At 62.2% G+C, this 25,257-nt stretch carries 26 protein-coding genes; 16 read left to right on the top strand and 10 right to left on the bottom strand.

The annotated features are described in order from the left end of the window. Nucleotides 1–7 precede the first annotated feature (7 nt). Complete coding sequence (gene orn, locus MCB86_RS12635) at nt 8–550, top strand: oligoribonuclease (RefSeq protein WP_045163833.1); 543 nt, start codon at nt 8–10, stop codon at nt 548–550. A 37-nt stretch (nt 551–587) separates the two neighbouring features. On the opposite strand, the gene MCB86_RS12630 is transcribed toward orn, so the two are convergent. From MCB86_RS12630 to MCB86_RS12620, 3 genes are all read right to left on the bottom strand, one after another. Continuing rightward, nucleotides 588–1,229, bottom strand: coding sequence for an oxidoreductase (locus MCB86_RS12630; RefSeq protein WP_239611141.1), 642 nt, complete (start codon nt 1,227–1,229; stop codon nt 588–590). A gap of 20 nt (nt 1,230–1,249) precedes the next feature. Then, entirely contained in the window at nt 1,250–2,929 is a 1,680-nt protein-coding gene (locus MCB86_RS12625) for a C13 family peptidase (protein WP_239611140.1), read from the bottom strand. Nucleotides 2,930–3,005: 76 nt separating this feature from the next. Beyond that, a complete protein-coding gene (locus MCB86_RS12620; protein WP_045163830.1) occupies nt 3,006–3,461 on the bottom strand; it encodes a MaoC family dehydratase in 456 nt (151 codons plus the stop codon). A gap of 186 nt (nt 3,462–3,647) precedes the next feature. Between MCB86_RS12620 and MCB86_RS12615 the strand changes: the two genes are divergently transcribed. From MCB86_RS12615 to MCB86_RS12605, 3 genes are read left to right on the top strand one after another with little or no spacing between them, the layout of a single operon-like run. Next, a complete protein-coding gene (locus tag MCB86_RS12615) occupies nt 3,648–4,010 on the top strand; it encodes a CidA/LrgA family protein (protein WP_239611139.1) in 363 nt (120 codons plus the stop codon). Between the two features lie 5 nt (nt 4,011–4,015). Then, nucleotides 4,016–4,723, top strand: coding sequence for an LrgB family protein (locus tag MCB86_RS12610; RefSeq protein WP_196298710.1), 708 nt, complete (start codon nt 4,016–4,018; stop codon nt 4,721–4,723). A 9-nt stretch (nt 4,724–4,732) separates the two neighbouring features. Beyond that, the gene (locus MCB86_RS12605; RefSeq protein WP_045163827.1) at nt 4,733–5,335 is read left to right on the top strand and encodes an LON peptidase substrate-binding domain-containing protein; all 603 of its coding nucleotides are present in this window, start codon (nt 4,733–4,735) and stop codon (nt 5,333–5,335) included. A 16-nt stretch (nt 5,336–5,351) separates the two neighbouring features. On the opposite strand, the gene MCB86_RS12600 is transcribed toward MCB86_RS12605, so the two are convergent. After that, nucleotides 5,352–6,671 carry a bifunctional DedA family/phosphatase PAP2 family protein gene (locus MCB86_RS12600; protein WP_239611138.1) on the bottom strand — a complete coding sequence of 440 codons (1,320 nt, stop codon included), beginning with the start codon at nt 6,669–6,671 and terminating at the stop codon, nt 5,352–5,354. 301 nt (nt 6,672–6,972) lie between these two features. Here MCB86_RS12600 and MCB86_RS12595 point away from each other — a divergent pair, with 301 nt between their 5' ends. The 11 genes from MCB86_RS12595 (at nt 6,973) to lipB (ending at nt 17,127) form a co-directional block, all read left to right on the top strand. Continuing rightward, nucleotides 6,973–8,238 carry a glutamate-5-semialdehyde dehydrogenase gene (locus tag MCB86_RS12595; protein WP_239611587.1) on the top strand — a complete coding sequence of 422 codons (1,266 nt, stop codon included), beginning with the start codon at nt 6,973–6,975 and terminating at the stop codon, nt 8,236–8,238. After that, the gene (gene nadD / locus MCB86_RS12590) at nt 8,238–8,897 is read left to right on the top strand and encodes a nicotinate-nucleotide adenylyltransferase (protein WP_239611137.1); all 660 of its coding nucleotides are present in this window, start codon (nt 8,238–8,240) and stop codon (nt 8,895–8,897) included. The genes MCB86_RS12595 and nadD overlap by 1 nt, the downstream gene beginning before the upstream one ends. A gap of 14 nt (nt 8,898–8,911) precedes the next feature. Continuing rightward, nucleotides 8,912–9,271 (top strand): ribosome silencing factor, encoded by a 360-nt coding sequence (rsfS, locus tag MCB86_RS12585; RefSeq protein WP_021209688.1) that lies wholly within the window; start codon nt 8,912–8,914, stop codon nt 9,269–9,271. 7 nt (nt 9,272–9,278) lie between these two features. Then, a complete protein-coding gene (rlmH, locus tag MCB86_RS12580) occupies nt 9,279–9,746 on the top strand; it encodes a 23S rRNA (pseudouridine(1915)-N(3))-methyltransferase RlmH (RefSeq protein WP_045163824.1) in 468 nt (155 codons plus the stop codon). 16 nt (nt 9,747–9,762) lie between these two features. After that, complete coding sequence (gene mrdA / locus MCB86_RS12575; protein ID WP_045163823.1) at nt 9,763–11,652, top strand: penicillin-binding protein 2; 1,890 nt, start codon at nt 9,763–9,765, stop codon at nt 11,650–11,652. Between the two features lie 38 nt (nt 11,653–11,690). Continuing rightward, nucleotides 11,691–12,794, top strand: a complete 1,104-nt coding sequence (gene rodA, locus MCB86_RS12570; protein ID WP_196298709.1) for a rod shape-determining protein RodA — start codon at nt 11,691–11,693, stop codon at nt 12,792–12,794. Nucleotides 12,795–12,841: 47 nt separating this feature from the next. Beyond that, entirely contained in the window at nt 12,842–13,825 is a 984-nt protein-coding gene (gene mltB / locus MCB86_RS12565; RefSeq protein ID WP_045164360.1) for a lytic murein transglycosylase B, read from the top strand. Then, nucleotides 13,822–14,811, top strand: a complete 990-nt coding sequence (locus tag MCB86_RS12560) for a septal ring lytic transglycosylase RlpA family protein (RefSeq protein ID WP_045163821.1) — start codon at nt 13,822–13,824, stop codon at nt 14,809–14,811. The genes mltB and MCB86_RS12560 overlap by 4 nt, the downstream gene beginning before the upstream one ends. A gap of 76 nt (nt 14,812–14,887) precedes the next feature. Continuing rightward, on the top strand, nt 14,888–16,045 hold the full coding sequence (locus MCB86_RS12555; RefSeq protein ID WP_239611136.1) for a D-alanyl-D-alanine carboxypeptidase family protein: 1,158 nt from the start codon (nt 14,888–14,890) through the stop codon (nt 16,043–16,045). Nucleotides 16,046–16,106: 61 nt separating this feature from the next. After that, nucleotides 16,107–16,391 carry a DUF493 domain-containing protein gene (locus MCB86_RS12550; protein WP_045163819.1) on the top strand — a complete coding sequence of 95 codons (285 nt, stop codon included), beginning with the start codon at nt 16,107–16,109 and terminating at the stop codon, nt 16,389–16,391. 76 nt (nt 16,392–16,467) lie between these two features. Then, nucleotides 16,468–17,127 (top strand): lipoyl(octanoyl) transferase LipB, encoded by a 660-nt coding sequence (gene lipB / locus MCB86_RS12545; protein ID WP_239611135.1) that lies wholly within the window; start codon nt 16,468–16,470, stop codon nt 17,125–17,127. A 96-nt stretch (nt 17,128–17,223) separates the two neighbouring features. Here the strand turns inward: lipB and lipA are convergent, their stop codons facing one another. From lipA to leuS, 6 genes are all read right to left on the bottom strand, one after another. After that, a complete protein-coding gene (gene lipA, locus MCB86_RS12540) occupies nt 17,224–18,276 on the bottom strand; it encodes a lipoyl synthase (RefSeq protein ID WP_045163817.1) in 1,053 nt (350 codons plus the stop codon). 289 nt (nt 18,277–18,565) lie between these two features. After that, complete coding sequence (locus tag MCB86_RS12535; RefSeq protein WP_239611134.1) at nt 18,566–19,855, bottom strand: lytic murein transglycosylase; 1,290 nt, start codon at nt 19,853–19,855, stop codon at nt 18,566–18,568. 60 nt (nt 19,856–19,915) lie between these two features. Then, nucleotides 19,916–20,074 carry an alternative ribosome rescue factor ArfA gene (arfA, locus tag MCB86_RS12530; RefSeq protein WP_021209677.1) on the bottom strand — a complete coding sequence of 53 codons (159 nt, stop codon included), beginning with the start codon at nt 20,072–20,074 and terminating at the stop codon, nt 19,916–19,918. 101 nt (nt 20,075–20,175) lie between these two features. Beyond that, complete coding sequence (holA, locus tag MCB86_RS12525) at nt 20,176–21,204, bottom strand: DNA polymerase III subunit delta (RefSeq protein ID WP_239611133.1); 1,029 nt, start codon at nt 21,202–21,204, stop codon at nt 20,176–20,178. Between the two features lie 42 nt (nt 21,205–21,246). Continuing rightward, nucleotides 21,247–21,852 (bottom strand): LPS assembly lipoprotein LptE, encoded by a 606-nt coding sequence (lptE, locus tag MCB86_RS12520; RefSeq protein WP_045163814.1) that lies wholly within the window; start codon nt 21,850–21,852, stop codon nt 21,247–21,249. A 45-nt stretch (nt 21,853–21,897) separates the two neighbouring features. Then, nucleotides 21,898–24,504, bottom strand: coding sequence for a leucine--tRNA ligase (gene leuS / locus MCB86_RS12515; RefSeq protein ID WP_239611132.1), 2,607 nt, complete (start codon nt 24,502–24,504; stop codon nt 21,898–21,900). A 256-nt stretch (nt 24,505–24,760) separates the two neighbouring features. Here leuS and MCB86_RS12510 point away from each other — a divergent pair, with 256 nt between their 5' ends. Then, nucleotides 24,761–25,216: a hypothetical protein gene (locus MCB86_RS12510; RefSeq protein ID WP_196298703.1), complete on the top strand. Its 456-nt coding sequence runs from the start codon at nt 24,761–24,763 to the stop codon at nt 25,214–25,216. Nucleotides 25,217–25,257 lie beyond the last annotated feature (41 nt).

Below are 25,257 nucleotides of genomic sequence, written 5' to 3'. Positions count from 1 at the left end.
GCTCACCATGCAGAACTCACAGAATCTCATCTGGATCGATCTGGAAATGACCGGCCTGGATCCGGACAACGACGTCATCATCGAGATGGCGACGATCGTCACCGACAGTCAGCTGAACGTCCTGGCTGAGGGGCCGGTCATCGCCATCCATCAGAGCGACGAAGTTCTTGCCGGCATGGATGAGTGGAATACCCGCCAGCATGGCGGTTCCGGTTTGACCCAGCGGGTGCGTGACAGCCGAATCTCCACCGAAGAAGCCGAGGCGCAAACCCTGGCCTTTCTCGAGCAATGGGTGCCCAAAGGCAAGTCGCCGATCTGTGGCAACAGCATCTGCCAGGACCGGCGCTTCCTGTATCGGCGCATGCCGCGCCTGGAAGCCTATTTCCATTACCGTAACCTGGATGTTTCGACTCTCAAGGAGCTGGCTGCGCGCTGGGCGCCGGACGTGCTGGCAGGCTTCAAGAAGGGTGGTACGCACCTAGCGCTGGATGACATTCGCGAATCGATCGCCGAGCTGCGCCACTACCGCGAGCATTTCATCAAGATCTGAGCTGCGGGCTATAAGCGAGCGGCAGCCTCCCTGTCGCCTATTTCCCCAGGCGCCTTAATTCGTCCGATTCGACTATTCGCGTGCCGTCGCCTTCCTCCAGTGCCAGCCGCCAGAGTGCGCGCGCGAGCGTGCAAGCGGAGATGCCGCGATACTTGCCGGGTAAGAGATATGAGAGCGGTGTGGTCAGCCGTTCCATCGGGCGCACCTCCATGCGAGGCCCCAGCAGCTGCGATGGGCGCGCGATGGTCAGTTGCGGCCAGTCCTGCGCACGCAGTGCCTCTTCCATCTTGCCCTTGACCCGACAATAGAAGATCGAACTGTCCGGATTGGCGCCTAATGAGCTGATGACCAACAGGTGGCGTGCACCCAGCTCACGGGCGCGTCTGGCGAACGCCACGACCAGATCATGATCGATAGCGCGGAAGGCTTCCTGGCTTCCGGCTTCCTTGAGGGTGCTGCCCAGGCAGCAGAAGGCGGTGTCGAATTCACCCGCCAGCTGCGGCAACAGCGCCTGCAATTGACCGACCGGGTTTTCGAGTCGGGGGTGTTCGACCAATGGTTTGCGGCTGGGGGCCAGCACGCTCTCCACTGTGGGTTCGTTGAGCAGGCGGTCGAGCAGGTGCTCGCCGGTCAGCCCGGTGGCGCCGGCAAGCAAAATGCGCTGTGGCGTCAAATACATGGTTTGGCTTCCTGTAACGATCAGTCGGTCGGCGTTGGCTGTTGTTGGTTCAGCGTGCGCCAGTGTTCGACAACCTGCTCCGGTGCCCAGATTTGCGGCTCCGAAGCCTGATAGTGGTCGGCTTGCTCACGTTCGGCAACCCTCGCCTGTGCCAGCGTGAAGGCCTGCACAATGTCTTTGGTTTCCTGCAGGGCTTCGGCGAACAGGGCCCGCCCGAAATAGGTGAAATCGCTCTCCTCGGAGCAGCCGAACGACACCCGGTCGGCGCGAGCGGCGGTGATCACCAGGGTATGCAGGTTTTTCAGTGGCCCGATGAAACCGCCGGAATAGCAGGCGGAAATCACCACCACCTTGTTGCGTTCGGCGAGCGGCTGCAGTAGCACTGCCAGGTCCGCCGCCGGCAGGTCCTCAAGTGCCAGTCGGGGTTGTGCCAGTACCAGCTGATGGTCGGCGGAGCCGTGACTGGTCAGGTAGATGAAGATCAGGTCTTCTTCGCCGCTGCGCTCGGCCAGCCGCTGAATGGCACGAGACAAATTTTCGCGGGTGGCCAGCGGGCGATCGGCGAGATGGTCACGGTGGTTGACCAGGGTGATCTGGCCCCGGGCGGCGAAGCGTCCGGCCAGCAGTTCGTCGACATAGTCCACCTCGCGAAGGAACACGCTCTGTTGACCATCGCCAGCAAGGGTCAGGCTGTAGAGTTCGGCCTTGGGGGTCGATGCCGGGACTGCGTCGAGGGCCTCGTCGAGCAATTGCCCTTGGCGCAACAGGCCGATTTCCAACGGATCGGCCAAGCGTTTGCCTGCGAGGTCTTGGATGAGGCGGCCGGCGTGCCAGGATCCGCTCTGCTCGGTGCCGTCGGGAAGGGTTAGCGTGCCTGGGCCGTCGAACCGCCCCGCGCGAAAGGCCCCTTGGTAATGGCTACCGTTCGGTTGTTGCAGGCTGCCCTTGCCGTGGTATTGCCAGCGCTTGAATCCGCCACTGTAACGCGTACCGTCGATGCCGATGTATTCGCCTTCACCGCTTAGCTCACCGTGTTTGAAAGTTCCTTTCCAGACCTCTCCGTTGGCCTCTTCGTAACGACCCGGCCCGTGGAACTGGTCGTCCTGGAACTGGCCAAGATAGTGTTCGCCGCCGCCCCCGCGATAGACGCCCTTGCCGGTCAGGCGGCCATTGACGAAGGCGCCGCTGAACTCACCGGTTGCATCGCGGCGGATGCCCTCGCCATGGGGCTGGCCTTCGACGAACCCGCCTTCGTACGTCACGCCATCCGAGCTCTGCAGTTTGCCGATGCCGTGGTAGAGGTCGTTCTGGAATTCCCCTTCGTAGCTCAATCCCTGCTCGGTATAGCGCCCTCTGCCGTTGAGGCTGCCACGCAGGAAGTGCCCTTCGTAGACGCCGCCCGTGGCGTAGCTGAACCGTCCCTGACCATCGAACAGCCCCTGCTTGAACTCGCCTTCGTAACGGTCGCCATTGGCGCCTTGCCAGACGCCGTGGCCATGCCACCGGCCGTCTTGGAACGCGCCGCGATAGTGGCTGCCATTCGGGTAGTCGATACGCCCTTCGCCCTGCAACAACCCATCGACAACCTCGCCGCGGTAGCGTCCGCCGTCAGGCAGCACGGCATCGGCAGGTAGCAGCGGCTCGCCATCACCGCAGGCGGCGAGGGAGCAGGCGAACAGGAACGGAGCGAGGCGGCGCATGCGGCAATCCAGAAATGCGATGCCGGCAGTATGCCGCAAACGCGCCGGGGCGCGACAACCACGCACCCCAGCGACTTCAGACGATGCAGAGCGCCAGGGTTTCGGCGATGTAGGCGGGCTTCTCCACGCCTTCGATTTCCATCACAACGCGACATTTGAGCAGCCACTGCCCTGGGTTTTTTTCGTACGCGTCCAACAACGTCGCGGCCAGGCGTACCCGCGAGCCGACCCTCACCGGCTGAATGAAACGCAGGCTGTCGAGTCCGTAGTTGACGCCCATCTTGGTGCCTTCGGGTCGGATCATGACGCCTTCCATCAGCATCGGCAGCAGCGACAGCGACAGATAGCCGTGTGCAATGGTCCCGCCGAAGGGGGTCTGCGCCGCCTTCTCAGGATCGATGTGGATGAATTGGTGGTCGCCGGTGCAATCGGCGAACTGGTCGACTCGCTGCTGGTCGACGGTGAACCATTCGGAGCGGCCAAGCTCCTTGCCAATGTAGTCCTTGAGTTCTGTTACGGGTACCTGCGGCATATGTCCTCCGGGCGTTTGTTGTTTTATTAGCGGTACAACGCGGACGGCCAGATCAGCATGCGCCTGGCGACGAATCAAGCACGCATGCTGCTGCGAATGATGGGCCATAGACCGGGCCGGCACGTGCAGCAGGTTTCGTTGTAGGGAGATGCCTATAATTGCGCTTCTTTTGTATCGGAGACGCTCATGCTGCTACGCGGCCTAACCTGGCTGGTGCTGTTTCAATTGCTCGGCACCGCGCTCAATGTAATGGTTTTGCCGATACTGCCGGGGCCTATCATCGGGCTTCTGCTGCTGTTCGCGGCGCTATTGGCGCGCGGGCAGGCCAGCGAATCGCTGCAGTTGGCCGCCAGGAGTCTGTTGCGCTATCTGCCGCTGCTGCTTGTCCCGCCGGCCGTGGGTGTGATGGCCTATAGCGAGGCGATTCTCGACGATTTCTGGGCGATTGTCGGCGTGCTGGTGCTGTCCCTGGTGGTGTCGTTGGGGTTCACCGGCTGGCTGATGCAGGCCCTGATTCGCCGCCAGCAACGCGGTACGGGGCGGACATGATCACAGTGCAATGGCAGGCGGCCTGGGATGCGGTCATCCATCATCCGCTGTTCGGTGTGGCGATTACGCTGACGGCGTTCCAGTTGGCTTACGCGGCGTACGAGAAGACCCGCTGGGTGTTTCTGCAGCCCGTGCTGGTGTCGATGCTGGTCGTCATCGGCACTCTCTTGGCGTGCGGCCTCAGTTATGACGAATACCGTGGCAGTGCGCAAATGCTCACTGTGCTATTGGGGCCGGCGACCGTGGCGCTGGCCGTGCCGCTGTATCTCAATCTGCGGCGGATTCGCGAGTTGTTCGGGCCGATCATGCTCACGCTGCTATTGGCCGGTACCGGCGCGACGGCGCTGGGTATGGCGTTGGCCTGGGCTTTTGGTACCGACCCGATGATTCTGATGACCCTGGCACCAAAATCGGTGACCTCGCCCATCGCCATGCTGGTGGCCGAGCAGATTGGCGGCGTGGTGGCGCTCGCCGCGGTGTTCGTCATGATCACCGGTATCATCGGCGCGATTATCGGTCCGGAACTGTTGCGTCGGTTTGGCGTTCAGCATCCTGCAGCCCGCGGCATGGCGCTCGGGTTGACCGCCCATGCGGTGGGCACCGCTCAGGCGCTGCAGGAAGGCGACGAATGTGGTGCTTTTGCGGCGCTGGCGATGAGTCTGATGGGCGTGATGACGGCGGTACTGCTGCCGCTGGCCGTGTTGCTGTTGTAAGGAGTCTCAATGAAGCTGCCGTTGTTTCCGCTCGACACCGTGTTATTTCCAGGTTGCGTCCTCGATCTACAGATCTTCGAGGCGCGCTATCTGGACATGGTCAGCAGTTGCCTGAAAGCCGGACATGGCTTCGGTGTGGTCCGTCTCATCGAGGGCAGCGAGGTGGGTCTGGCAGCGAGCGAATACGCGCCGACCGGTTGTGAGGCGCTGATCCGGGACTGGCAGCAGCGTCCCAACGGCTTGCTGGGCATTCGGGTTGAAGGCGGCAGGCGCTTCGATGTGCTGTCGGCCGAAGTGCGGCGTGATCAGCTCACCGTGGCCGAGGTCAGCTGGCGCGACGAAGGCGACGATCTGCCGCTGGGCGATGAGCACGTTGACCTGGCGGTTCTGCTTGAGGCTCTGGGGCAGCATCCGCTGGTCGAAACCCTGGGTATGGGCGGTGCCGTGCAGGGGCAACGTTCTCTGGCGCACCAGTTGGCCTACCTGCTGCCTTTCCAGCCGGAGCAGAAGGTTGAACTGTTGCAGTTGGACGATGCACCGTCGCAACTGCAGCGCATTCAGCATTGGCTGGAGCAATTGCAAGGCGACGCAGTTGCTAGTGACGACGCCTAGGTTCTCTGGCGGTAGGCTATTGATAGCGATACAGCAACATGGCACCCGGCAATGCCCAGATCGCGAACGCGCCGATCAGGCCCAGAACCGCGGGTAGAATCAGCCACCAGACCTTGGGAGAGAGTGCGTTCATCGGTGCGCGCCATTGCACGACGGTCAGGCTCGCCGCGCAAATGGTGGAGGCCAGAACGGCACCGGCGATCACGTCGGTCGGCCAATGCACGCCCAGATAGACCCGTGACAGTGCGATGGCGGTTGCGGGCAGTCCTGCCAGAAGGACCCAGGCCAGGCGCAGGCGCGGCGGCTGGCCGCGCCCGGCAAGGACCCCGAGGGTGAGAAAGAACGCGAATGCCGCCGAGCTATGGCCGCTGGGAAAGCTGAAACTGTGCAGGGGTTCGAGAAGGATTTCCGGGCGGATCCGCCCGAACGTCGCTTTCAGCGCGCCGTTGGCCAGCGCCGTGCCCAGCAGTGTGAGGATGGCGAACGTCGCCGCACGCCATTGCTTCACCACGATCAACAGCAGGCTCAACAGCACCGCGGCCCACAGCTGGGTATGGAAATCGCCGGCCCGGGTGACCACGACCACGAAACGATCGAATATCGGGCTGCGCTCCCCCTGGACGACGGTCATCAGGCCTTGGTCGAATTCCTCCAGATAAGGCCAGCCGAAAAATAAACCGATCAAGATGATGGCGCTGAGGCCTGCGGCCAAGGGTGTGACCCAGCGCATCTGATGCAGGCTGCAGTGCACTACACCGCCGATGAGCAGTAGCAATGCCGCCAGAACAACGCCTGCCTCGCCCCAGAAGCCGTCCGGCAACGGCAGTCGCACGGCGGCGCCGGCCGTCCAGCCCGGTAGCAGATAGGCCATCGACCAGCCGGCCGTCGCGACCAGGCTGACCAGCAAAAAACGCCCGAATGGCATGTCGAGCATACCGGCTGTGAGCGGTAGCATGGGTCGTAGGGGGCCGATGAAGCGCCCCACGAGGAGGCTGGCTATGCCGTAGCGCTCGAAGTACAGCTCAGCGCGGGTCAGCCATTCCGGGTGTTCACGCAACCCACGCATGCTGCGGATGTTCTGGTGATAGCGCCGACCCAGGCCGTAGGACAGCAGGTCGCCCAGCAGGCCCCCGGCGTAGCCCAGCAGCAATGTCTCGCCGAGACTCAGTACACCGCTGCCGGCGAGCACGGCGATGGCAAAAATCATCACGGTGCCCGGCATCAGCAGGCCGACCACGGCCAGGCATTCCAGGCAGGCCACCAGAAACAGGCTCAGACCCAGCCATTGCGGATTGCCAGCGAGCCAGCTAGTCAGAGCGGTGAGCCATTCGGGCATGGTTTTTTCCTTGAATCGAGACGGTTTCGACCCAGCACTTACGGTGCCGGTTTCAAAGCGTGGCCATGATAATGCTGGACGTGTGGCCGAGCGGGCTTGCCGCGGCTCGTCCTGGGCGTGGTGTGGTTGCTTGTGGTGTGGCGACACGTCGCGGCTGGTCTTTCAGGCACGTGCAGCCGATCCCAATACCGTCTTCAGGCAGTTTGGCGCATCGCTTGTAACCATTCGCCCGGCGCCGCTGTGCGGGAGACCCATGGGTGGCTATAATCAGCGGCTTTTCCTCCATCAGGCCAGCCAGACCATGACCGAGTCCGTACTCGACTACATGACCCGCCTCGGTCGCGCCGCGCGCGAGGCTTCGCGTGTGCTTGCGCGCGCCACCACCGCGCAGAAGAATCGGGCGTTGCATGCTGCTGCTGCCGCGCTCGACGTCGCGCGCGAAGAGTTGGTGGCCGCCAACCGGCAAGACCTCGAGGCAGGACGTGCGAATGGCCTGGACGAGGCCATGCTGGACCGCCTGGCGCTGACCCCGGCGCGCATCGACGACATGATCGAAGGGCTGCGCCAGGTCGCCGGTCTGCCCGATCCGATCGGCGAGATCCGCAACATGCGCTATCTGCCCTCGGGCATTCAGGTCGGCAAGATGCGCGTGCCGCTGGGCGTGGTCGGTATCATCTACGAGTCGCGACCGAACGTGACCATCGATGCTGCCAGCCTCTGCCTGAAGTCTGGAAACGCGACTATCCTGCGCGGTGGTTCGGAAGCGATTCATTCGAATCAGGCGATCGCCCGCTGTATCCAGCTGGGCCTGGCCGAGGCCCAGCTGCCGGCAGCGGCGGTGCAGGTCGTCGAGACCACCGATCGTGCCGCGGTCGGCGCGTTGATCACCATGCCCGAGTATGTTGACGTCATCGTGCCGCGCGGAGGCAAGGGCCTGATCGAGCGCATCAGTCGCGACGCCAAGGTGCCGGTGATCAAGCATCTGGACGGCATCTGCCATGTCTACATCGACCAGGCCGCCGATCTCGACAAGGCCATTCGTGTCGCGGACAACGCCAAGACCCAGCGCTACGCCCCCTGTAACACCATGGAAACGCTGCTGGTGCACGCGGCCATCACTACACGCGTGCTGCCTCCGCTGGCTGCGATCTACCGTGACAAGGGCGTCGAGTTGCGCGGTTGCGCGCGGACCTGCGAGCTGCTCGGGAGCGACGTGCTAGTAGCCAGCGAAGCCGATTGGTCCACCGAGTACAACGCGCCGATCCTGTCGATTCGGGTAGTCGAGTCGCTGGACCAGGCGATCGAGCACATCAATCGCTACGGTTCGCAGCACACCGATGCGATCGTCACGGAAAATTTCACCGATGCTCGCCGCTTCATTACCGAAGTCGACTCGGCGTCGGTGATGGTCAATGCCTCGACCCGTTTCGCCGACGGATTCGAGTATGGGCTGGGTGCGGAAATCGGTATTTCCACCGATAAGCTGCATGCGCGCGGCCCGGTTGGCCTGGAAGGGCTGACCAGTGAGAAATATGTGGTGTTCGGCGACGGCCACGTGCGTACTTGATGAGCGCTGCTCGCAAGCCCCGGCGCATCGGCGTTCTCGGCGGTACCTTCGATCCGGTGCACATCGGGCACTTGCGGGGTGCGCTGGAAGTGTCCGAAACGCTTGGGCTCGATGAGGTTCGTCTGGTGCCGAATTTTCGTCCGCCACACCGTGAGGCACCCAATAGCTCCGCGCAGGATCGTCTGGCCATGGTCCGGTTGGCCGTACAGGACCTGCCACCCCTGGCGGTCGATGCGCGCGAGCTGGAGCGCGACAAACCGTCGTATACCCTCGACACGCTGCTGTCGCTGCGTGAAGAGCTGGGGCGCGACGATCAGGTTTTCCTCATCGTAGGCTGGGACGCCTTTTGCGGGTTGCCCGGTTGGCACCGCTGGGAAGAGCTGCTCGAACACTGCCATATTCTCGTCATGCAACGCCCGGACGCCGACAGTGAAGCGCCCGAAGCGCTGCGGGATCTGTTGGCGGCCCGCAGCGTGAGCGACCCATTGGCGCTCGCCGGCAGCAGCGGGCAGATCGCCTTCGTCTGGCAGGCGCCTCTCGAGGTGTCGGCGACGCGAATTCGTCAATTTCTGGCCAGTGGCCGGTCGGTCCGTTTTTTGGTGCCCGACGCCGTACTGGCTTATATCAACGCGCACGGACTCTACCGGGCGTCGAACTGAGGTTGTTTCAAGCTATGCAAAATGATTCTTTGGTCCAGCTGGCCGTCAGTGCCCTGGAAGATCTGAAAGGCGCCGACATCACCACCATCGATGTCCGTGGCAAGACCAGCGTCACCGACTTCATGGTGATCGCCAGCGGTACCTCCAGCCGCCACGTGAAGTCGCTGGCCGATAATGTGCTCGAGAAGGTCAAGGAGCAGGGTGTACGTCCGCTCGGCAGCGAAGGCCTGGATGGCGGCGAATGGGCATTGCTCGACCTGGGTGACGTGGTGGTGCACGTGATGCAGGTGCCGACTCGCCAGTTCTATGATCTCGAACGCCTCTGGCAAGGCGCCGAGCAGAGTCGCGCGCAGCACGCGGGCGAGCAGGAATAAGCGATCCATGCGGATCAAGCTGGTCGCGGTGGGCTCCAAGATGCCGCGTTGGGTAGAAGACGGTTGGCACGAGTACGCTAAACGTCTGCCTGCCGAACTGCCGCTAGAGCTGCACGAAATATCGCTTAACACGCGCGGCAAGAATGCCGACGTGGCGCGGTTGATTCGTCAGGAAGGCGAGGCCATGCTGGCGAAGGTCCAGCCTGGCGAGCGAATCGTCACACTGGAAGTGACGGGGCGGTCGTGGAGTACGGAGCAGCTGGCATCCGAGTTAGAGCGTTGGCGGCTCGATGCGCGCAACGTCAACCTGATGGTGGGCGGGCCGGAGGGGCTGGCGCCCGAGGTCTGCGCGCGCAGTGAACAACGCTGGTCGTTGTCGCCGCTGACTTTGCCACATCCGCTGGTACGCATTCTCATCGGCGAGCAGATCTATCGCGCCTGGACGTTGCTGTCGGGTCACCCTTACCACAAGTAGTACAGCCAAAGCCAAGATGTCCCAGCCGATCCCCCTCAAGGACCACGAAAAAGACGCCCGCCTGGTGCGTCAGCGCGTGCTCGTGGGTGGGGCGCTGGTCTTGCTGCTGATTAGCCTGTTGGTTGCACGCCTGTATTACCTTCAGGTCGTTCAGTACCAGTACCATTCGACGCTCTCGGAAAACAACCGCGTCCATGTCCAGCCGATCCCGCCCAACCGGGGGCTGATCTTCGATCGGACCGGCAAGATCATCGCCGATAACCGCCCAAGCTTCAGTCTGACGGTGACTCGCGAGCGCGCCGAAGATTGGCGTAAGACATTGGATACCGTGGTGGAGGTGCTGGCGTTGTCGAGCGAAGAGCGCGAGCTCTTCGAAAAGCGGGTATTGCAGGGGCGGCGGCCTTTCGAACCGGTGCCGATCATGTATGAGCTGTCGGAGGAGCAGATCGCGCGCATCGCAGTTGACCAGTTCCGTCTGCCCGGCGTCGAGGTCGCGGCGCAGCTGGTTCGGCATTACCCGCAGGGCGAGCACTTCGCGCACTCGGTCGGCTACGTCGGTCGGATCAACGAGGCGGAGGTCAAACAACTCGATCCGGTCAACTACAGCGGTACCCACCATATCGGCAAGACCGGCATCGAGCGCTTTTATGAAGACTCCTTGCATGGGCAGGTGGGCTACGAGGAGGTCGAAACAAACGCTCGCGGGCGGGTGTTACGGGTGCTCAAACGCACTGATCCGATTCCGGGCAAGGACATCACCCTGACGCTCGATCTGGAGCTGCAAAAGGCGGCCGAAGCCGCGTTGGCCGGCCGTCGAGGCGCTATCGTGGCACTGCAGCCGGCAACCGGCGAGGTACTGGCGATGGTCAGCCAGCCGAGTTTCGATCCCAATCTGTTTGTCACTGGTATCAGCTTCAAGGCATACGGTGAACTGCGTGACTCGATTGACCAGCCGTTGTTCAATCGCGTGCTGCGCGGCCTGTATCCACCCGGGTCGACGATCAAACCGATGATGGCGATCGCCGGTCTCGATTCCGGCGTCACCACCGAAGATGCCAAAGTGTTCGATCCCGGTTTCTTCCAGCTTCCGAACGTGAAGCATAAGTACCGTAACTGGAACCGCGGCGGCGACGGCTGGGTGAACCTGGAGACGGCGATCTATCGTTCCAACGATACCTATTTTTACGATCTGGCCCACAAGATGGGCATCGACCGGATGCACGAGTACATGACCCGCTTTGGCATCGGTCAACGCGTGGCGCTGGACATGTTCGAGGAAACCGCTGGCCTGATGCCGTCGCGTGAATGGAAGCGCGCGCGCTACCGTCAGGCCTGGTATCCCGGCGAAACCGTCATCCTGGGCATTGGGCAGGGCTATATGCAGGCCACGCCGTTGCAACTGGCCCAGGCGACCGCGCTGATGGCGAATCACGGCAAATGGATTCGCCCGCATCTGGCGAAGAGCATCGAGGGCGTTGCACCCGTCGATCCCGAGCCTGTGCCGGACATTCGGCTGCGTGACCCGCGTTATTGGGATGCAGCGATCGGCGGTATGGAAAAGGTCCTGCACGGCGCACGCGGCACCGCTAAGAAGGTCGGTGATACGGCTCAGTATCGCATCGCCGGCAAAAGCGGGACCGCACAAGTCGTTGCCATCAAGCAGGGGGAGCGGTACGACAGCGGCAAGCTTGCCGAACGGCACCGTGACCACGCGTTGTTTGTTGCCTTCGCGCCGGTGCACGACCCACAGATCGCGGTAGCCGTCATGGTCGAGAACGGAGAGTCCGGTTCCGGTGTTGCGGCACCGGTGGCCAAACAGGTCATGGATGCCTGGTTGCTGAACGAAGCGGGCGAGCTGAAGGCCGAGTTCGCCCCCCCGCTGACGGCCGAAGGACCTAAGCCATGAGCGGAGCATTCGATCGTACGATTTCGACCTCCGATGTGATGCGCCGGCGAGCGACGCTGCTGCAACGCATGCACATCGATGGCGTGTTGCTGCTGCTGTTGTTGCTACTGGCGGCGGGCAGCCTGTTCGTCCTCTATTCGGCGGGTGGCAAGAACTGGGACTTGCTGCTCAAGCAGGCCACCTCTTACGGCATCGGCCTGGGCGCCATGGTGGTCATTGCGCAATTGGAGCCGCGATTCATGGCGCGCTGGGTTCCTCTCGGCTATCTGCTCGTCGTCGCGCTGCTGGTGGCGGTGGACTTCGTCGGGTACACGGCGATGGGCGCGACTCGCTGGATCAGTATTCCCGGCGTGATTCGCTTTCAGCCGTCCGAGTTCATGAAGATCATCATGCCGATGACGATCGCCTGGTATCTGTCCGCTCGCGCCTTGCCGCCAGGGATCAAGCACACCCTGGTCAGCCTGGGGCTCATCCTGACGCCCTTTGTGCTGATTCTCAAACAACCTGATTTGGGCACATCGATGCTGGTACTGGTTTCTGGCGCGTTCGTGCTGTTCATCGCCGGGCTGCGCTGGCGCTGGATCCTTGGGGCGATTGCAGCTCTGGTGCCGGTTGCTGTGGCCATGTGGTATTTCGTCCTGCATAACTACCAGAAGCAACGCGTACATACCTTTCTCGATCCGGAGAGCGATCCCCTGGGAACCGGCTGGAATATCATCCAGTCGAAGGCGGCGATTGGCTCGGGCGGAGTGTTCGGCAAAGGCTGGCTGATGGGTACCCAGTCACATCTGGATTTTTTGCCCGAAAGCCATACGGACTTTATCATTGCGGTCCTAGCCGAAGAGTTCGGTCTGGTCGGCGTCTGTCTGTTGCTGTTGGTGTATTTGCTGCTGATCTCCCGGGGGCTGGTTATCACGGTTCAGGCGCAGACGCTGTTTGGCAAGTTGCTTGCCGGCGCGCTTACCATGACGTTCTTCGTATATGTTTTCGTCAATATCGGTATGGTCAGCGGGCTACTGCCGGTCGTAGGGGTGCCGCTGCCCTTTATCAGTTTTGGCGGCACTTCATTGGTGACCCTGCTATCGGGGTTCGGGGTTTTGATGTCGATCCACACCCACCGCAAGTGGATCACGCAGGTTTGAATAGAGTGAATTTCTTGAATCCATTACGACGTGGCTGGTTGGCGCGAGTGCTCTGCGGAGCAGGTCTTTTCGGTGTGTTCACCAATTCTCCTGGAGCTTTCGCTGCCGATTACCAGGGCGAGAAGGTCGCCGAGTTCGTTCGAGAAATGACTCAGGATTACGGGTTTGCCAGCGAGCAACTGGTTGAAATGCTGGCCCAGGCGGAGCGCAAACAGGCGATTCTTGACGCCATCTCTCGGCCGGCAGAGCGGGTCAAACCCTGGAGCGAATATCGACCGATCTTCATCACCGATTCGCGAATCGCCCAGGGGATCGATTTCTGGCGCGAAAACGAGGCTGCGCTTACGCGCGCTGAGAAGGAATATGGCGTGCCGGCCGAGGTCATCGTCGCGATCATTGGCGTCGAAACCTTTTACGGCCGCAACACCGGCAACTATCGTGTTATCGATGCCCTGTCCACGCTGGGCTTCGATTATCCGCCGCGCCAGCCGTTCTTCCGTCAGCAGCTCAAGGAGTTCCTGTTGCTGGCGCGTGAGGAGCAGGTCGACCCGCTGACCCTCACCGGTTCCTATGCCGGGGCGATGGGCCTGCCGCAATTCATGCCGAGCAGCTTTCGCGCCTACGCTGTGGACTTCGACGCCGACGGTCATATCGACATCTGGAAGAACCCGGTCGATGCCATCGGAAGCGCCGCCAACTATTTCAAACAGCACGGTTGGATTACCGATGCACCAGTAGTGGCACGGGCGACCGTCAAGGGTGAGCGGTACGACGAGGGCCTGACCGAGGGCCTCGAACCGGTAAAGAATGCGGCTGAGCTGCGTGAACTCGGCTGGCAATGGCAGGCCGAGACGCAGACGGCTGATGACACCGCGGTAACGGCTTTCCGTCTGGACGGTGCCGAAGGCGACGAATATTGGGTAGGCTTGCCTAATTTCTATGTCATCACGCGCTACAACCGTAGCGTGATGTACGCCTTGGCGGTGCACCAGCTCGCCGAGCAGATGGTTCAGGCGCGGGACATGCCATGAGAATTCGTTTGTTGGCGGCGATAGCCGTCGCTGCCCTCGGCGCGGGTTGCTCCTCCCCGCCGAAGTCGCAATCGCCAGCGCCTGCTCCGAGTGTGGGTATGAGCGGCCCTGCTGATTATTCACGGCCTCACAAGGACGGCGCCCCATGGTGGGACGTCGATGTTTCCAGTATCCCCGATGCGACACCGATGCCGCATAACGGGCCGTTCAAGGCCAATCCCTACACCGTGCTGGGCAAGACCTATTACCCGCTGGGCGACAGTCGTAACTACCGTGCGACCGGCACCGCTTCATGGTACGGCACCAAATTCCACGGTCAGCCGACCGCCAATGGCGAGAAGTACGATCTGTACGGCATGAGCGCGGCACACAAGACGTTGCCGCTGCCCAGCTACGTGAGAGTTACCAACCTCGACAATGGCAAGACGGTGGTGCTGCGGGTCAACGACCGTGGGCCTTTTTACTCGGATCGGATCATCGACTTGTCCTTCGCCGCAGCGAAAAAGCTGGGCTACGCGGAGACCGGGACAGCACGGGTCAAGGTCGAAGGGATCGACCCCGAACAGTGGTGGGCCGAACGTGGCCGGCCGGCACCGATGGTGCTGGCGCAGCCGCAGAAAGTGACCAGCAAGCCCTCCGGTCGCGCGCTTTCACAGCCTGTCGAGCAGTACGCGCCGCCCCCGGCACAGCATGCCGCTGCAACCTTGCCAGTCCAGGTCGAACGTCGCGACAAGTCGACCTCAGCCAGACCAGGGGTCTTTCTTCAGGTTGGTGCGTTTGCCAACCCAGACGCCGCCCAACTGTTGCGTGACAAGCTCAGCAGCATTACTGCTGCCCCGGTATTCGTGAGTTCGGTGGTTCATCAGGAACAGATTCTGCATCGGGTGCGCCTTGGACCAATCGACTCAGCGGATGAAGCGGCGCAGCTCGAACAGAGCGTCCGTCTCGCAAATTTGGGAAACCCGCGGCGCGTACGTGACGATTGACGCTTGCACGCTCCCTTGCTGGATAAGCGGCACCGATTCGACATCATTTTTGCCAACATCAATTTCTGAGAGAGCAATGACTATCACCACCCTCGTGCACCGACTGTTCCTCCTTACCGTGCTGCTCGTTGCGCCGGTCGCCTGGGCCGAGCCGATCATTCCGTCACCGCCGCAGCTGGCGGCGAAGTCCTACGTCCTGATGGATGCGGCCAGCGGCAAGGTACTGGTCGAGGCCGGGGGTGACGAGCGTCTGCCGCCGGCCAGCCTGACCAAGTTGATGACGGCTTATATCGCCACGCTGGAGATAAAGAAGGGTCAGATTTCCGGCAGCGACATGGTCACTGTCAGCGAAAAGGCCTGGCGTACCGGTGGTTCGCGGATGTTCATTCAGGTCAACACGCAGGTTTCAGTCGACGATCTGCTGCATGGCATCATCATCCAGTCCGGCAACGACGCCAGTGTAGCGATGGCTGAGCACATCGCTGGCAGCGAAGAGGCCTTCGCCGACCTGATGAACAGCACGGCGCAGCGGTTGGGCATGAGCAACACCCACTTCATGAATGCCACCGGGCTTCCCCATCCGGAGCATTATTCTTCAGCGGCCGACATGGCCAAGCTGGCTCGCGCGATCATTTATGAAGATCCGGCGCACTATGATATCTACGCCCAGAAGGAATTTTTCTGGAACAACATCAAGCAGCCCAACCGTAACCTGCTGCTGTGGCGTGACAAGACCGTCGATGGCTTGAAAACCGGGCATACCGAGGAGGCGGGCTACTGCCTGGTAGCTTCCGCAGTGCGCGATGGTATGCGTCTGATCAGTGTCGTGTTCGGCACCAATAGCGAGCAGGCTCGCGCGGCCGAGACGCAAAAGCTGCTGACCTACGGCTTCCGCTTCTTTGAAACCCGGACCTTCTACCAGAAGGGCGTCGAACTGGCGAAGTCCCGGGTCTGGAAGGGCCAGCAAGATCAGATCAGTGCCGGCTTGGCGAATGATCTGACCTTGACCCTTCCACGCGGACAGATGGACAAGCTGCAGGCCGGGCTGACCTTCAACCCGGAACTGACAGCGCCTATTCAGCAGGGCGATGTAGTGGGCAAAGTCGAGGTCACTCTTGATGGTCAGGTGCTGCAGAGCACCGATCTGATAGCCTTGGAGGCCGTGGAGGAGGGCGGGCTGTTCCGTCGTTTCTGGGATAGCATTCAGCTGTTCTTCTTCAATCTTTTCAATTGATGCCACCTGAGTGCGCTCTGGTTACTCACCGAGCGCGCTTACGGATCACGAGTCCGTCGCCATGACCGAAAGCAAAAGCGAAACACCTGCGCCAAAAATCGAATTTCCCTGTGAGCGCTATCCGATCAAGGTGATCGGCGACGCGGGCGAGGGCTTCAGCGCGGCGGTAATAGAAGTGATCCGCCGGCATGCGCCGAATTTTGACGAGACCACGCTGGTGACTCGCGACAGCCGCAACGGACGCTTCCTCTCCGTGCAGGTGTTGATCACCGCGACCAGTGTCGATCAGTTGCAGGCGATTCACGTGGATTTGCGCGCGACCGGGCGCGTGCATATGGTGCTTTGATGAGTGGCTGCCCGCTGCCGGCAAGCCTGATTGTCACAGCATTTGTATGCGGTGCATGTAAAGCTGGTCTTCGGAAATGGGTGCGGTGATGCTCGGTGTTCGCGAGCTCGGGCTGGTGGAGTATCAGACTGCCTGGCAGGCGATGCAGTGCTTCACCAATGAGCGTGGGCCGGCCACCGATGACGAGATCTGGCTATTGCAGCACCCGCCGGTATTCACCCAGGGACAAGCCGGCAAGGCCGAGCACCTGCTGTTGCCCGGGGACATTCCGGTGATTCAGGCTGACCGAGGTGGGCAGGTGACCTACCATGGCCCAGGGCAGCTGGTGTGCTACCTGCTGTTGGATGTCAGACGGCTAGGCATAGGTGTCCGAGACCTGGTCAATCGCATCGAGCAGAGTCTTATCGAGTTGCTGGCCAGCTACGATGTACAGGCCATCTCCAAGCCCGACGCGCCAGGCGTCTATGTCGAGGGAGCGAAGATCGCTTCGCTCGGCCTACGCATCCGTAACGGGCGTTCATTTCACGGTCTGGCGCTCAATGTGGACATGGATCTGGAGCCCTTCGGGCGGATCAATCCCTGCGGCTACGCCGGCATGGCCATGACCCAGTTGGCTGATCTGATCGCTGGCCCTGTAGTCTTTTCCGAAGTCAGCGCCCGCTTGCGTGAACAACTGGTCAAGCACCTCGGCTACGCGCAGCAGCAGACCCTGGCGGGTACAGTAATAGGCTGCTAGGTGGGGCGCGTGCTTATTCAGTCTGAGCGGCGAGGCATGCGGATACAAAAACGCCTGCCCCAGGCTCGGCCTGAGGGCAGGCGTTGTTCGACCCGATCAGTTCAGATTGAGGGTCGGAATCAGGCTGCTATCGAACGGCTGGCCTGGAACCGGCACCGGAGCGGCCAGTCCCAGGTTGTTCTTTTCGAACACCCGGTCGGCTCGGTAGCTGGAGCGCACCAGCGGGCCGGCGGCGACTTCCATAAAGCCTTTTTCTAGGCCAATTTCGCGGAAACGGTTGAATTCTTCCGGGGTGACCCAGCGCTTGACCGGTAGGTGGTTGCGGGTTGGCTGCAGGTACTGGCCAAGGGTCAGGATGTCCACGCCGATGGCGCGCAGGTCATCCATGGTCTCCAGCACTTCCTCGTCGCTTTCTCCCAAGCCCAGCATCAGGCTGGTCTTGGTCAGCATCTTCGGACGATGGCGCTTGGCATGCTCCAGCACGCGCAAGGTCTTCTCGTAGCCGGCGCGGGGGTCGCGCACTTCACGGGTCAGGCGTTTGACCGTCTCGACGTTCTGCGCGAAGACCTCCAGTCCAGAGTCCGCTACACGTTCGATGGCTTGCAGGTCTCCGTCGAAGTCCGGGGTCAGGGCCTCTACGACCACTTGCGGGGTGCGCTCCTTGATGGCGCGAACACAGGCGGCATAGTGCGCGGCACCGCCGTCGTCCAGGTCGTCGCGGTCTACCGAGGTCAGCACGATATAGCGCAGCGCCATCAGCTCCACCGACTTGGCTGTGTTCTGTGGCTCTTCCTGATCCAGCCAGCCGTTGGGGTTGCCCGTGTCCACCGCGCAGAAGCGGCACGCGCGGGTGCACACCGAGCCCATCAGCATGATGGTGGCTGTGCCGTTGGACCAGCATTCGCCCATGTTCGGGCAGTGGGATTCCTGGCATACGGTGCTCAGGCGGTGTTCGCCGACATTACGCTTGACCGCTTCGAAGCGGCTACCGCTGGGTGCCTTGACTCGCAGCCACTTGGGCTTGGGTTCGAACACCTGGGGTTCGCTCGAGGCGCGGCGCTTCTGCCCGTCCTTGATCGCGGTGATGCCCTGGGTGGTGCGGAATTTTTCGCCGCTGGCAACGGTCTTGGGCTGGGAGGTTTCGGACATCGGCTTTCTGGGCTCCGCTAGAGGCTCCGTGGACGAGGCGGCTTGTGGCCGCCGCGCAGTTTATCACAGGCGCTGACCGTTCAGTCCGCCCAGCGAGGCGTGCAGTCGGCTGCCGCAGGGGCCGTGCTGTGGCGTCGCCAGTGTTGTCCCGCGGCTGAACTACACCTGCGCTTCATGGGGGCTAACAGAGGGCTGTACTACTGACGAGTACAGGCTCCGACGCTGCGCAACTGCTCGCGGGAGTGTGTGGCTCTGGGCAAAGCGTGGCCGAATCGTTCGGCCACGCTCGCTAAGGCTCTGCGCGCAGCCGGCCGAGCAACTCCTGGGTCGGGTGACCGTCGGCGGGCCAGCCCAGCTGTTGTTGGAAACTACGGATCGCATTTCGGGTGTTGGCCCCGATGATGCCGTCGGCAGCGCCAGGGTCGAAGCCCTGGTTTGCCAGACGCTCCTGCAGCTCAAGGCGCTCGGAACGACTCAGGGGCTGCTCACCCTGCGGCCAGCTTGCGCGCACTTGGCCCGCGCCGGTGAAGCGCTCGGACAGCAGGCCGATCGCCAACGCATAGGACGACGAATTGTTGTAGCGCAAGATCGCCCGAAAATTATCCATTACCAGAAACGCAGGGCCACGGTAACCGGCAGGAAGCAAAAGGCTGGCGCTCGCCTCGTCCATGCCTGCGGGCAGCCCGCTCAGGCCCAGGCGACGCCATTCGGCCAACGGCTTGCGGATGCTGCTATCGGCCAGTGCGTAGTCGAATGCTTCAGGCAGGCGGACCTCGAAACCCCACGGCTGTCCGGCTTTCCATCCTGAGGCCTGCAGATAATGCGCGGCCGAGGCCAGGGCATCGGCCGAACTGTTCCAGATATCCCGACGGCCGTCCCCGTCGAAATCCACTGCGTGGGTGTTATAGGTGGTCGGAATGAACTGCGTCTGGCCCATCGCACCAGCCCAGGAGCCGCGCAGTTGATCGGCAGTGACATCGCCGTGGTCAAGGATCTCCAGCGCTGCCAACAGCTGGCTTTTGGCGAAGTCGGGGCGTCGACCTTCGTGTGCGAGAGTGGCCAGCGAGCGGATCACGCCCTTGTCACCCACGATTTGCCCATAGCTGCTTTCCAGCCCCCAGATCGCCACCAGGGTAGTGCGGTCGACGCCGTAGCGCTTTTCTATGTCGTCCAGCGTCGCTTGATGTTGGCTCAACAGTCGTTTGCCGCCATCGACGCGTTGTCGCGAAAGGGCGCCGTCCAGGTATTGCCAGACCGGTCGGGTGAATTCCGGTTGGCTGCGATCGGCGGTGATAACGCTCGGATCAGGTGTTACCCCTGCGAAGGCGCGGTCAAACAGCTGGGCGGATATCCCGGCCTGAAGGGCTTCACTACGAAACGCGTCGCGCCACTGCGCGAAGCTTTGCTGTGGCAGAGCGGATTCAGCCGGCTCGCTCGAGGTGCGCTCAATACTGGCCGGCAACGGCTGACCGGGTGTGTCCGGCATGGCGGGCTCGGCGGCGCAAGCGACCATGATGCTCAGGGCTGATCCGGCAATCAGGGTGCGCAACAGCAATATCGGAACGAAGGTGTAAAGCATGCACCACTCTCGGCAAGTCAATGGCACGTGACATTAACACGCTTTGATTTGCTTGGCTTTTCAAGCCGCCAGAAGGACCGAAGCCTCCCAGTTTGTCGACTGGGAGGCTTCACGGCGGTAGCTGCCTTTGCCTTTTTTCGGTTGTTCCTGGCGGCTGCGAAACAGGGGTTGCGCCACCAGTGATTTAGCCTTGTTTGGCCGTTTTCGTTGCTTGCTCATCATCTCTCTCCTGATTGCCCGTGATCGAGCGGAGGCATCATAAGGTCTGTACAAAAAATGTCCAGAACCCATGGCGGCATAGCGGCTTGAAGCGATAAGCGCTACAGCCTGATCCGTCGTCCGCTCAGCTGAAGGCATAGATTCGTCAAGCCAACCCAGGGGTCACCCTCGGCCTGCCCTTTGATCTGCTCGTCGATACGCTGCGCATCCATCAGCAGGCGTTGCCAGCCTGCGGCGTCGTGGCGCTGCAGCGCCTTGCTGACCAACGGCTTGCGCTTGTCCCAAACCGGAGGGCGGGCCTGGCTGAAGGCGCGATCGAGAGGCACGCCTTGGCTGTACTGCTGTGCAATGTTGGCCAGTTGGCGAACCTCGCGAGCCACGGCCCAGAGAATGACGGGCGCTTCGACACCCTCACCACGCAGGCCCGTGAGCATCTGCAGGATGTGCTCCGGCTGGCCCAGTAGCGCCGCATCGATCAGGCCGAACACGTCGTAGCGGGCGCTGTCGGCGACGGCCGCCTGCACCGTCTCGGCCGTCACCTGGCCGTCTTCGGCGAGGAGCTTGAGCTTCTCGATTTCCTGCGCGGCGGCCAGCAGGTTGCCCTCGACACGCGCGGCAATCAGCTCCACGGCGTCCTGATCGGCGGCCAGTCCGGCCTGCGATAGGCGCTGGCGAATCCACTGCGGCAACTGTTGAGCGTCCACCGGCCAGATCTGCAGAAACTGCACCTGCTTGCCGTCGATCAGCGCCTTGGCCCACTTGGTCTTTTGCGTGTTGCCGTCGAGCTTGGGCAGGCTGATCAGCAGCACGGTGTCTTCGGCGGGACGCGCGAGGTACTCGATCAGTGCGGCGGCGCCCTTGTCGCCAGGCTTGCCGTTGGGGATGCGCAACTCCAGCAGGCGTCTCTCGGCAAACAGCGAAAGGCTTGCACCGGCTTCGATGAGTTGTCCCCAGTCGAAGCCGGTCTCCACGTTGAGCACCTGGCGCTCGGTAAAGTCCTGCTGACGGCAGGCGCCGCGGATGGCATCGCAGGCTTCCTGGCAGAGCAGATGCTCATCGCCGCTGACTACATAGACTGGCGATAGGGGGCCTTGCAGGTGCTTGGCGAGTTGGGCTGGGGAAAGCTTCATGCGTTCGAGAGAGGGCAGCCACCGGCGGTGGCTGCCTCTTCATCACTGAATGGGCAGTTCGATGGGGGATTGCTGCGGCTGTGAGCTCTGCTCGCGTATCTGTGCTTCGATGGCCTCGGCTTCTGCACGCTTCTTGGCTTCGGCAGTCTGTTGCAGTCTGTCGAGTTCCGCCGGGGTAATGCCGCGGATACGCATGCTCAGCTGTTGCAGGACTTCGCGGCGCATTTCCTGACGAAGCTGGCCAGCTTCCTGGTCGGAACCGATGAGATTGCTGCTGTCGTGTACATAGACTTTCTGCACCTCAACGCTGTCCTGTAGCAGAACGGTGTTCTGCGGGCCGCGGAATTCGTAGTCGAGCACACTGGTCAGTTCGTATTCGGCACTGCGCGCCGCAGTCGTATAGCTGGCGGTGCGCTGGCGGGTCTGCTCGCGTACCAGGTCCAGGGTGTAGCGCGCACCCGGATAGACGCGTACGCCGTTGTCCTTGAGTAGCTCTTCGAGCTGCGTAGCAGTCTCGCCATAGCTGTCGCGGGCCTCAAGGTTGAGCTCATCAAGAGCGAAACTGGTGTCACCGGTGCCACGCAGCTGGAAACCGCAGGCGCTCAGGAGCAGGGCCAGGCCGGCCACCGCGAGATTGCGTTTGATCATCTTGTTATCCCCTTGTCAGCCTTGGCGCACTGCGCCAGGGCGAATTCAATTAGCGACGATATTGACCAGTTTGCCCGGCACCACGATGACCTTGCGGATGGTCAGGCCTTCGGTGAAACGCACCACGTTCTCGTTGGCGCGTGCACTGGCTTCGACGGCCTCGCGGCTGGCACCGGCCGGCACTTCGATCTGCCCGCGCAGCTTGCCGTTGACCTGAACAACCAGCGTCAGGCTGTCCTGAACCAGCGCAGATTCGTCAACCTTCGGCCACTGGGCGTCGATAATCGCGCCGTTTTTACCCAGCTGCTGCCAGAGTTCATGGCAAATGTGGGGGGTGATCGGCGCCAGCAGCAGGGCGACGGTTTCCAGACCTTCCTGCAGCAACGCACGATCCTGCTCGCTTTCGGCAGCGGCCTTTTCCAGCACGTTCATCAGGGTCATCACCTGTGCGATGGCCGTGTTGAATTTGTGGTGCTGACCGACATCCTGGCTGGCCTGCTTGATGGCCAGATGGATGGCCCGGCGTACGGCTTTCTGCTCATCACTCAAGCTGGAAATGTCCAGCGGGGCGATGGCGCCAGTGCTGACATGGGCGTGCGCCAGGCGCCAGACGCGGCGCAGGAAGCGGCTGGCGCCTTCGACGCCGGAATCGGACCATTCCAGGCTCATGTCCGGTGGCGAGGCGAACATCATGAACAGGCGGCAGGTATCGGCGCCGTAGGAATCAATCATGGCCTGCGGGTCGACACCGTTGTTCTTTGACTTGGACATCTTCTCGGTGCCGCCGATCTCCACCGGTAGGCCGTCGCTGGCGAGCTTGGCGCCGACGACCTTGGCCTTGGCATCACGCTCGACAATGACGTCGGCCGGGTTGAACCAGTCCTTGCCGCCGTTCTCCAGGGTACGGTAGTAGGTGTCGGCGACAACCATGCCCTGGGTCAACAGGTTCCTGAACGGCTCGTTGGAGCTGACCAGCCCCTCATCACGCATCAGCTTGTGGAAGAAGCGCGCATAGAGCAGGTGCAGGATCGCATGCTCGATGCCGCCGATGTACTGGTCCACGGGCAGCCAGTGATTGGCTGCGGCGGGGTCGACCATACCTTGGTCGTAGTGCGGCGAAGCGTAACGGGCAAAGTACCAGGACGATTCGACGAAGGTGTCCATGGTGTCGGTTTCACGCTTGGCTGCGGCGCCACACTTGGGGCAGCTGCAGTCATAGAATTCCGGCATGCGTGCCAGCGGCGAACCGGCGCCGTCCGGGACCACGTCTTCGGGCAGAACCACCGGCAGCTGATCTTCCGGTACCGGCACATCGCCGCAGGTTTCGCAATGGATGATCGGAATCGGGCAGCCCCAGTAGCGCTGGCGACTGATGCCCCAGTCGCGCAGGCGGAACTGGGTGCGAGCCTGGCCGAGGCCCTTGTTCTGGAGAGCGACTTCCATCGCGTCGAAAGCGCCATCGAAGTCCAGGCCATTGAATTCGCCGGAGTTGATCAGCTCACCGTGGTCGCCATAAGCGTCCTGCCAAGGCGCAGGCGTCTCGTCGCCAGCGCTGGTGCGCACCACCGGTTTGATAGGCAGATCGTATTTGCTCGCAAAGGCAAAGTCGCGCTCGTCATGGGCGGGTACGGCCATCACAGCGCCTTCGCCGTAGTTCATCAGCACGTAGTTGGCGACCCAGACCGGCAGTAGCTCGCCGGTCAGCGGGTGCTGGACGCGCAGAGCGGTGGCGAGGCCTTTCTTTTCCTGGGTGGCAATATCCGCCTCGGCGACGCCGCCGCGCTTGCATTCATCGATGAATGCTTGCAGTTCAGGGTTGTTCTGGGCAGCGAGAGTGGCCAGCGGATGTTCAGCCGCCACGGCAACATAGGTGGCGCCCATCAGCGTGTCGGGACGGGTGGTGAATACCTTCATCACGCCTTCGCTGCCGATGCTGGCGACGTCGTAGGGGAAGCTGATCTCCATTCCGCGCGACTTGCCGATCCAGTTGCGCTGCATGGTCTTGACCTGCTCGGGCCAGCCGTCCAGCTCGTCCAGACTCTCCAGAAGTTCATCCGCGTAAGCGGTGATCTTGAAGTAGTACATGGGGATTTCGCGCTTCTCGATCAGCGCGCCGGAACGCCAGCCGCGGCCATCGATGACCTGCTCGTTGGCCAGCACGGTCTGGTCGACCGGGTCCCAGTTGACGGTGCCGTTCTTGCGGTAGATCACGCCCTTTTCGTAAAGCCGTGTGAACAGCCACTGCTCCCAGCGGTAATAGTCGGGCTTGCATGTGGTGACTTCCCGCGTCCAATCGACCGCCAAGCCCAGGCTCTTCAGCTGGGTGCGCATGTAGTCGATGTTTTCGTAGGTCCACTTGGCCGGCGCGACCTTGTTCTTCATCGCCGCGTTCTCGGCGGGCATGCCGAACGCGTCCCAGCCCATGGGTTGCAGCACGTTCTTGCCCTGCATGCGCTGGTAGCGCGCAATCACGTCACCGATGGTGTAGTTGCGCACGTGGCCCATGTGCAGCTTGCCGCTGGGGTAGGGGAACATCGACAGGCAGTAGAAGGTGTCCTTGCCTGGCTGTTCACTCACTTCAAAGGATTTCTGCGCGTCCCAGTGGGACTGCGCGGCGGCTTCGATCTCGCGGGGCTGATACTGTTCGTGCATGGCTACTGGCGTTGAATAGGGGCTGGCTGTTCGCTAAGCGGCCACGGGCTGCGGAAATGCCGGGTGAGACCTGGCGAAGACGGCGGCGCAACGGGCTGAATGCGAAAGCATGGAAGCGCCGTAGCATACATGACCCCCCGTGACCGAGGGAAACCCGATTTGCCGGCGCCGCACGGCCCCGTTGGTCGCGGGCATCGTCGTCGTTCTGGTGTGAGCTACGCTTGTACAGGGGGCGGGACGAACGAAGAGGTGAATCATGGGTAAAGAGCGCCAAGCAGATGAGGGCAACCTTTACGGACGCGTGCTGCAGCGGCTGACGGTGGCCTTGGAAGAGGCGGAACGGACCGCGGGCAGCGATGCCGGCGCGACCGAGTTGGAAGTCGGTGGGCTGACGCCGGCGGAGTTCGATCTGATCCGCGCTTATCTGCAGCAGGATTCGCAATGGCTTTCGGGCTGGCATGCGGCGGCCGAAGAACAGGCACAGTTGGTGCGCCAGGCGACGCGCCCGGCACTGCGCAATGTGCTGCGCCATCATCCTCATCCGGGCAAACGGAGCAAGCAGGCACCCCTGTCCCTCCAGCAGGCGATGAATTGCGCGCTATGCGGCGCCAGCGTGAATTGGCCGGAGGGTGCAGGGCCGGTCGCCTGTTCGGCCTGTGGCTCTCAACTGCTCCGAGCGAGGCAGCGATTACATACCTACCCAAAGCACTGACGGCGTCCGTGCTGCCGACAAACGGACGCCCTGGCATGTAA

It is taken from the genome of Pseudomonas sp. KSR10 (assembly GCF_022355455.1).
Lineage (GTDB): Bacteria > Pseudomonadota > Gammaproteobacteria > Pseudomonadales > Pseudomonadaceae > Stutzerimonas > Stutzerimonas stutzeri_E.
This window is presented reverse-complemented; position numbering and strand designations above follow the sequence as displayed.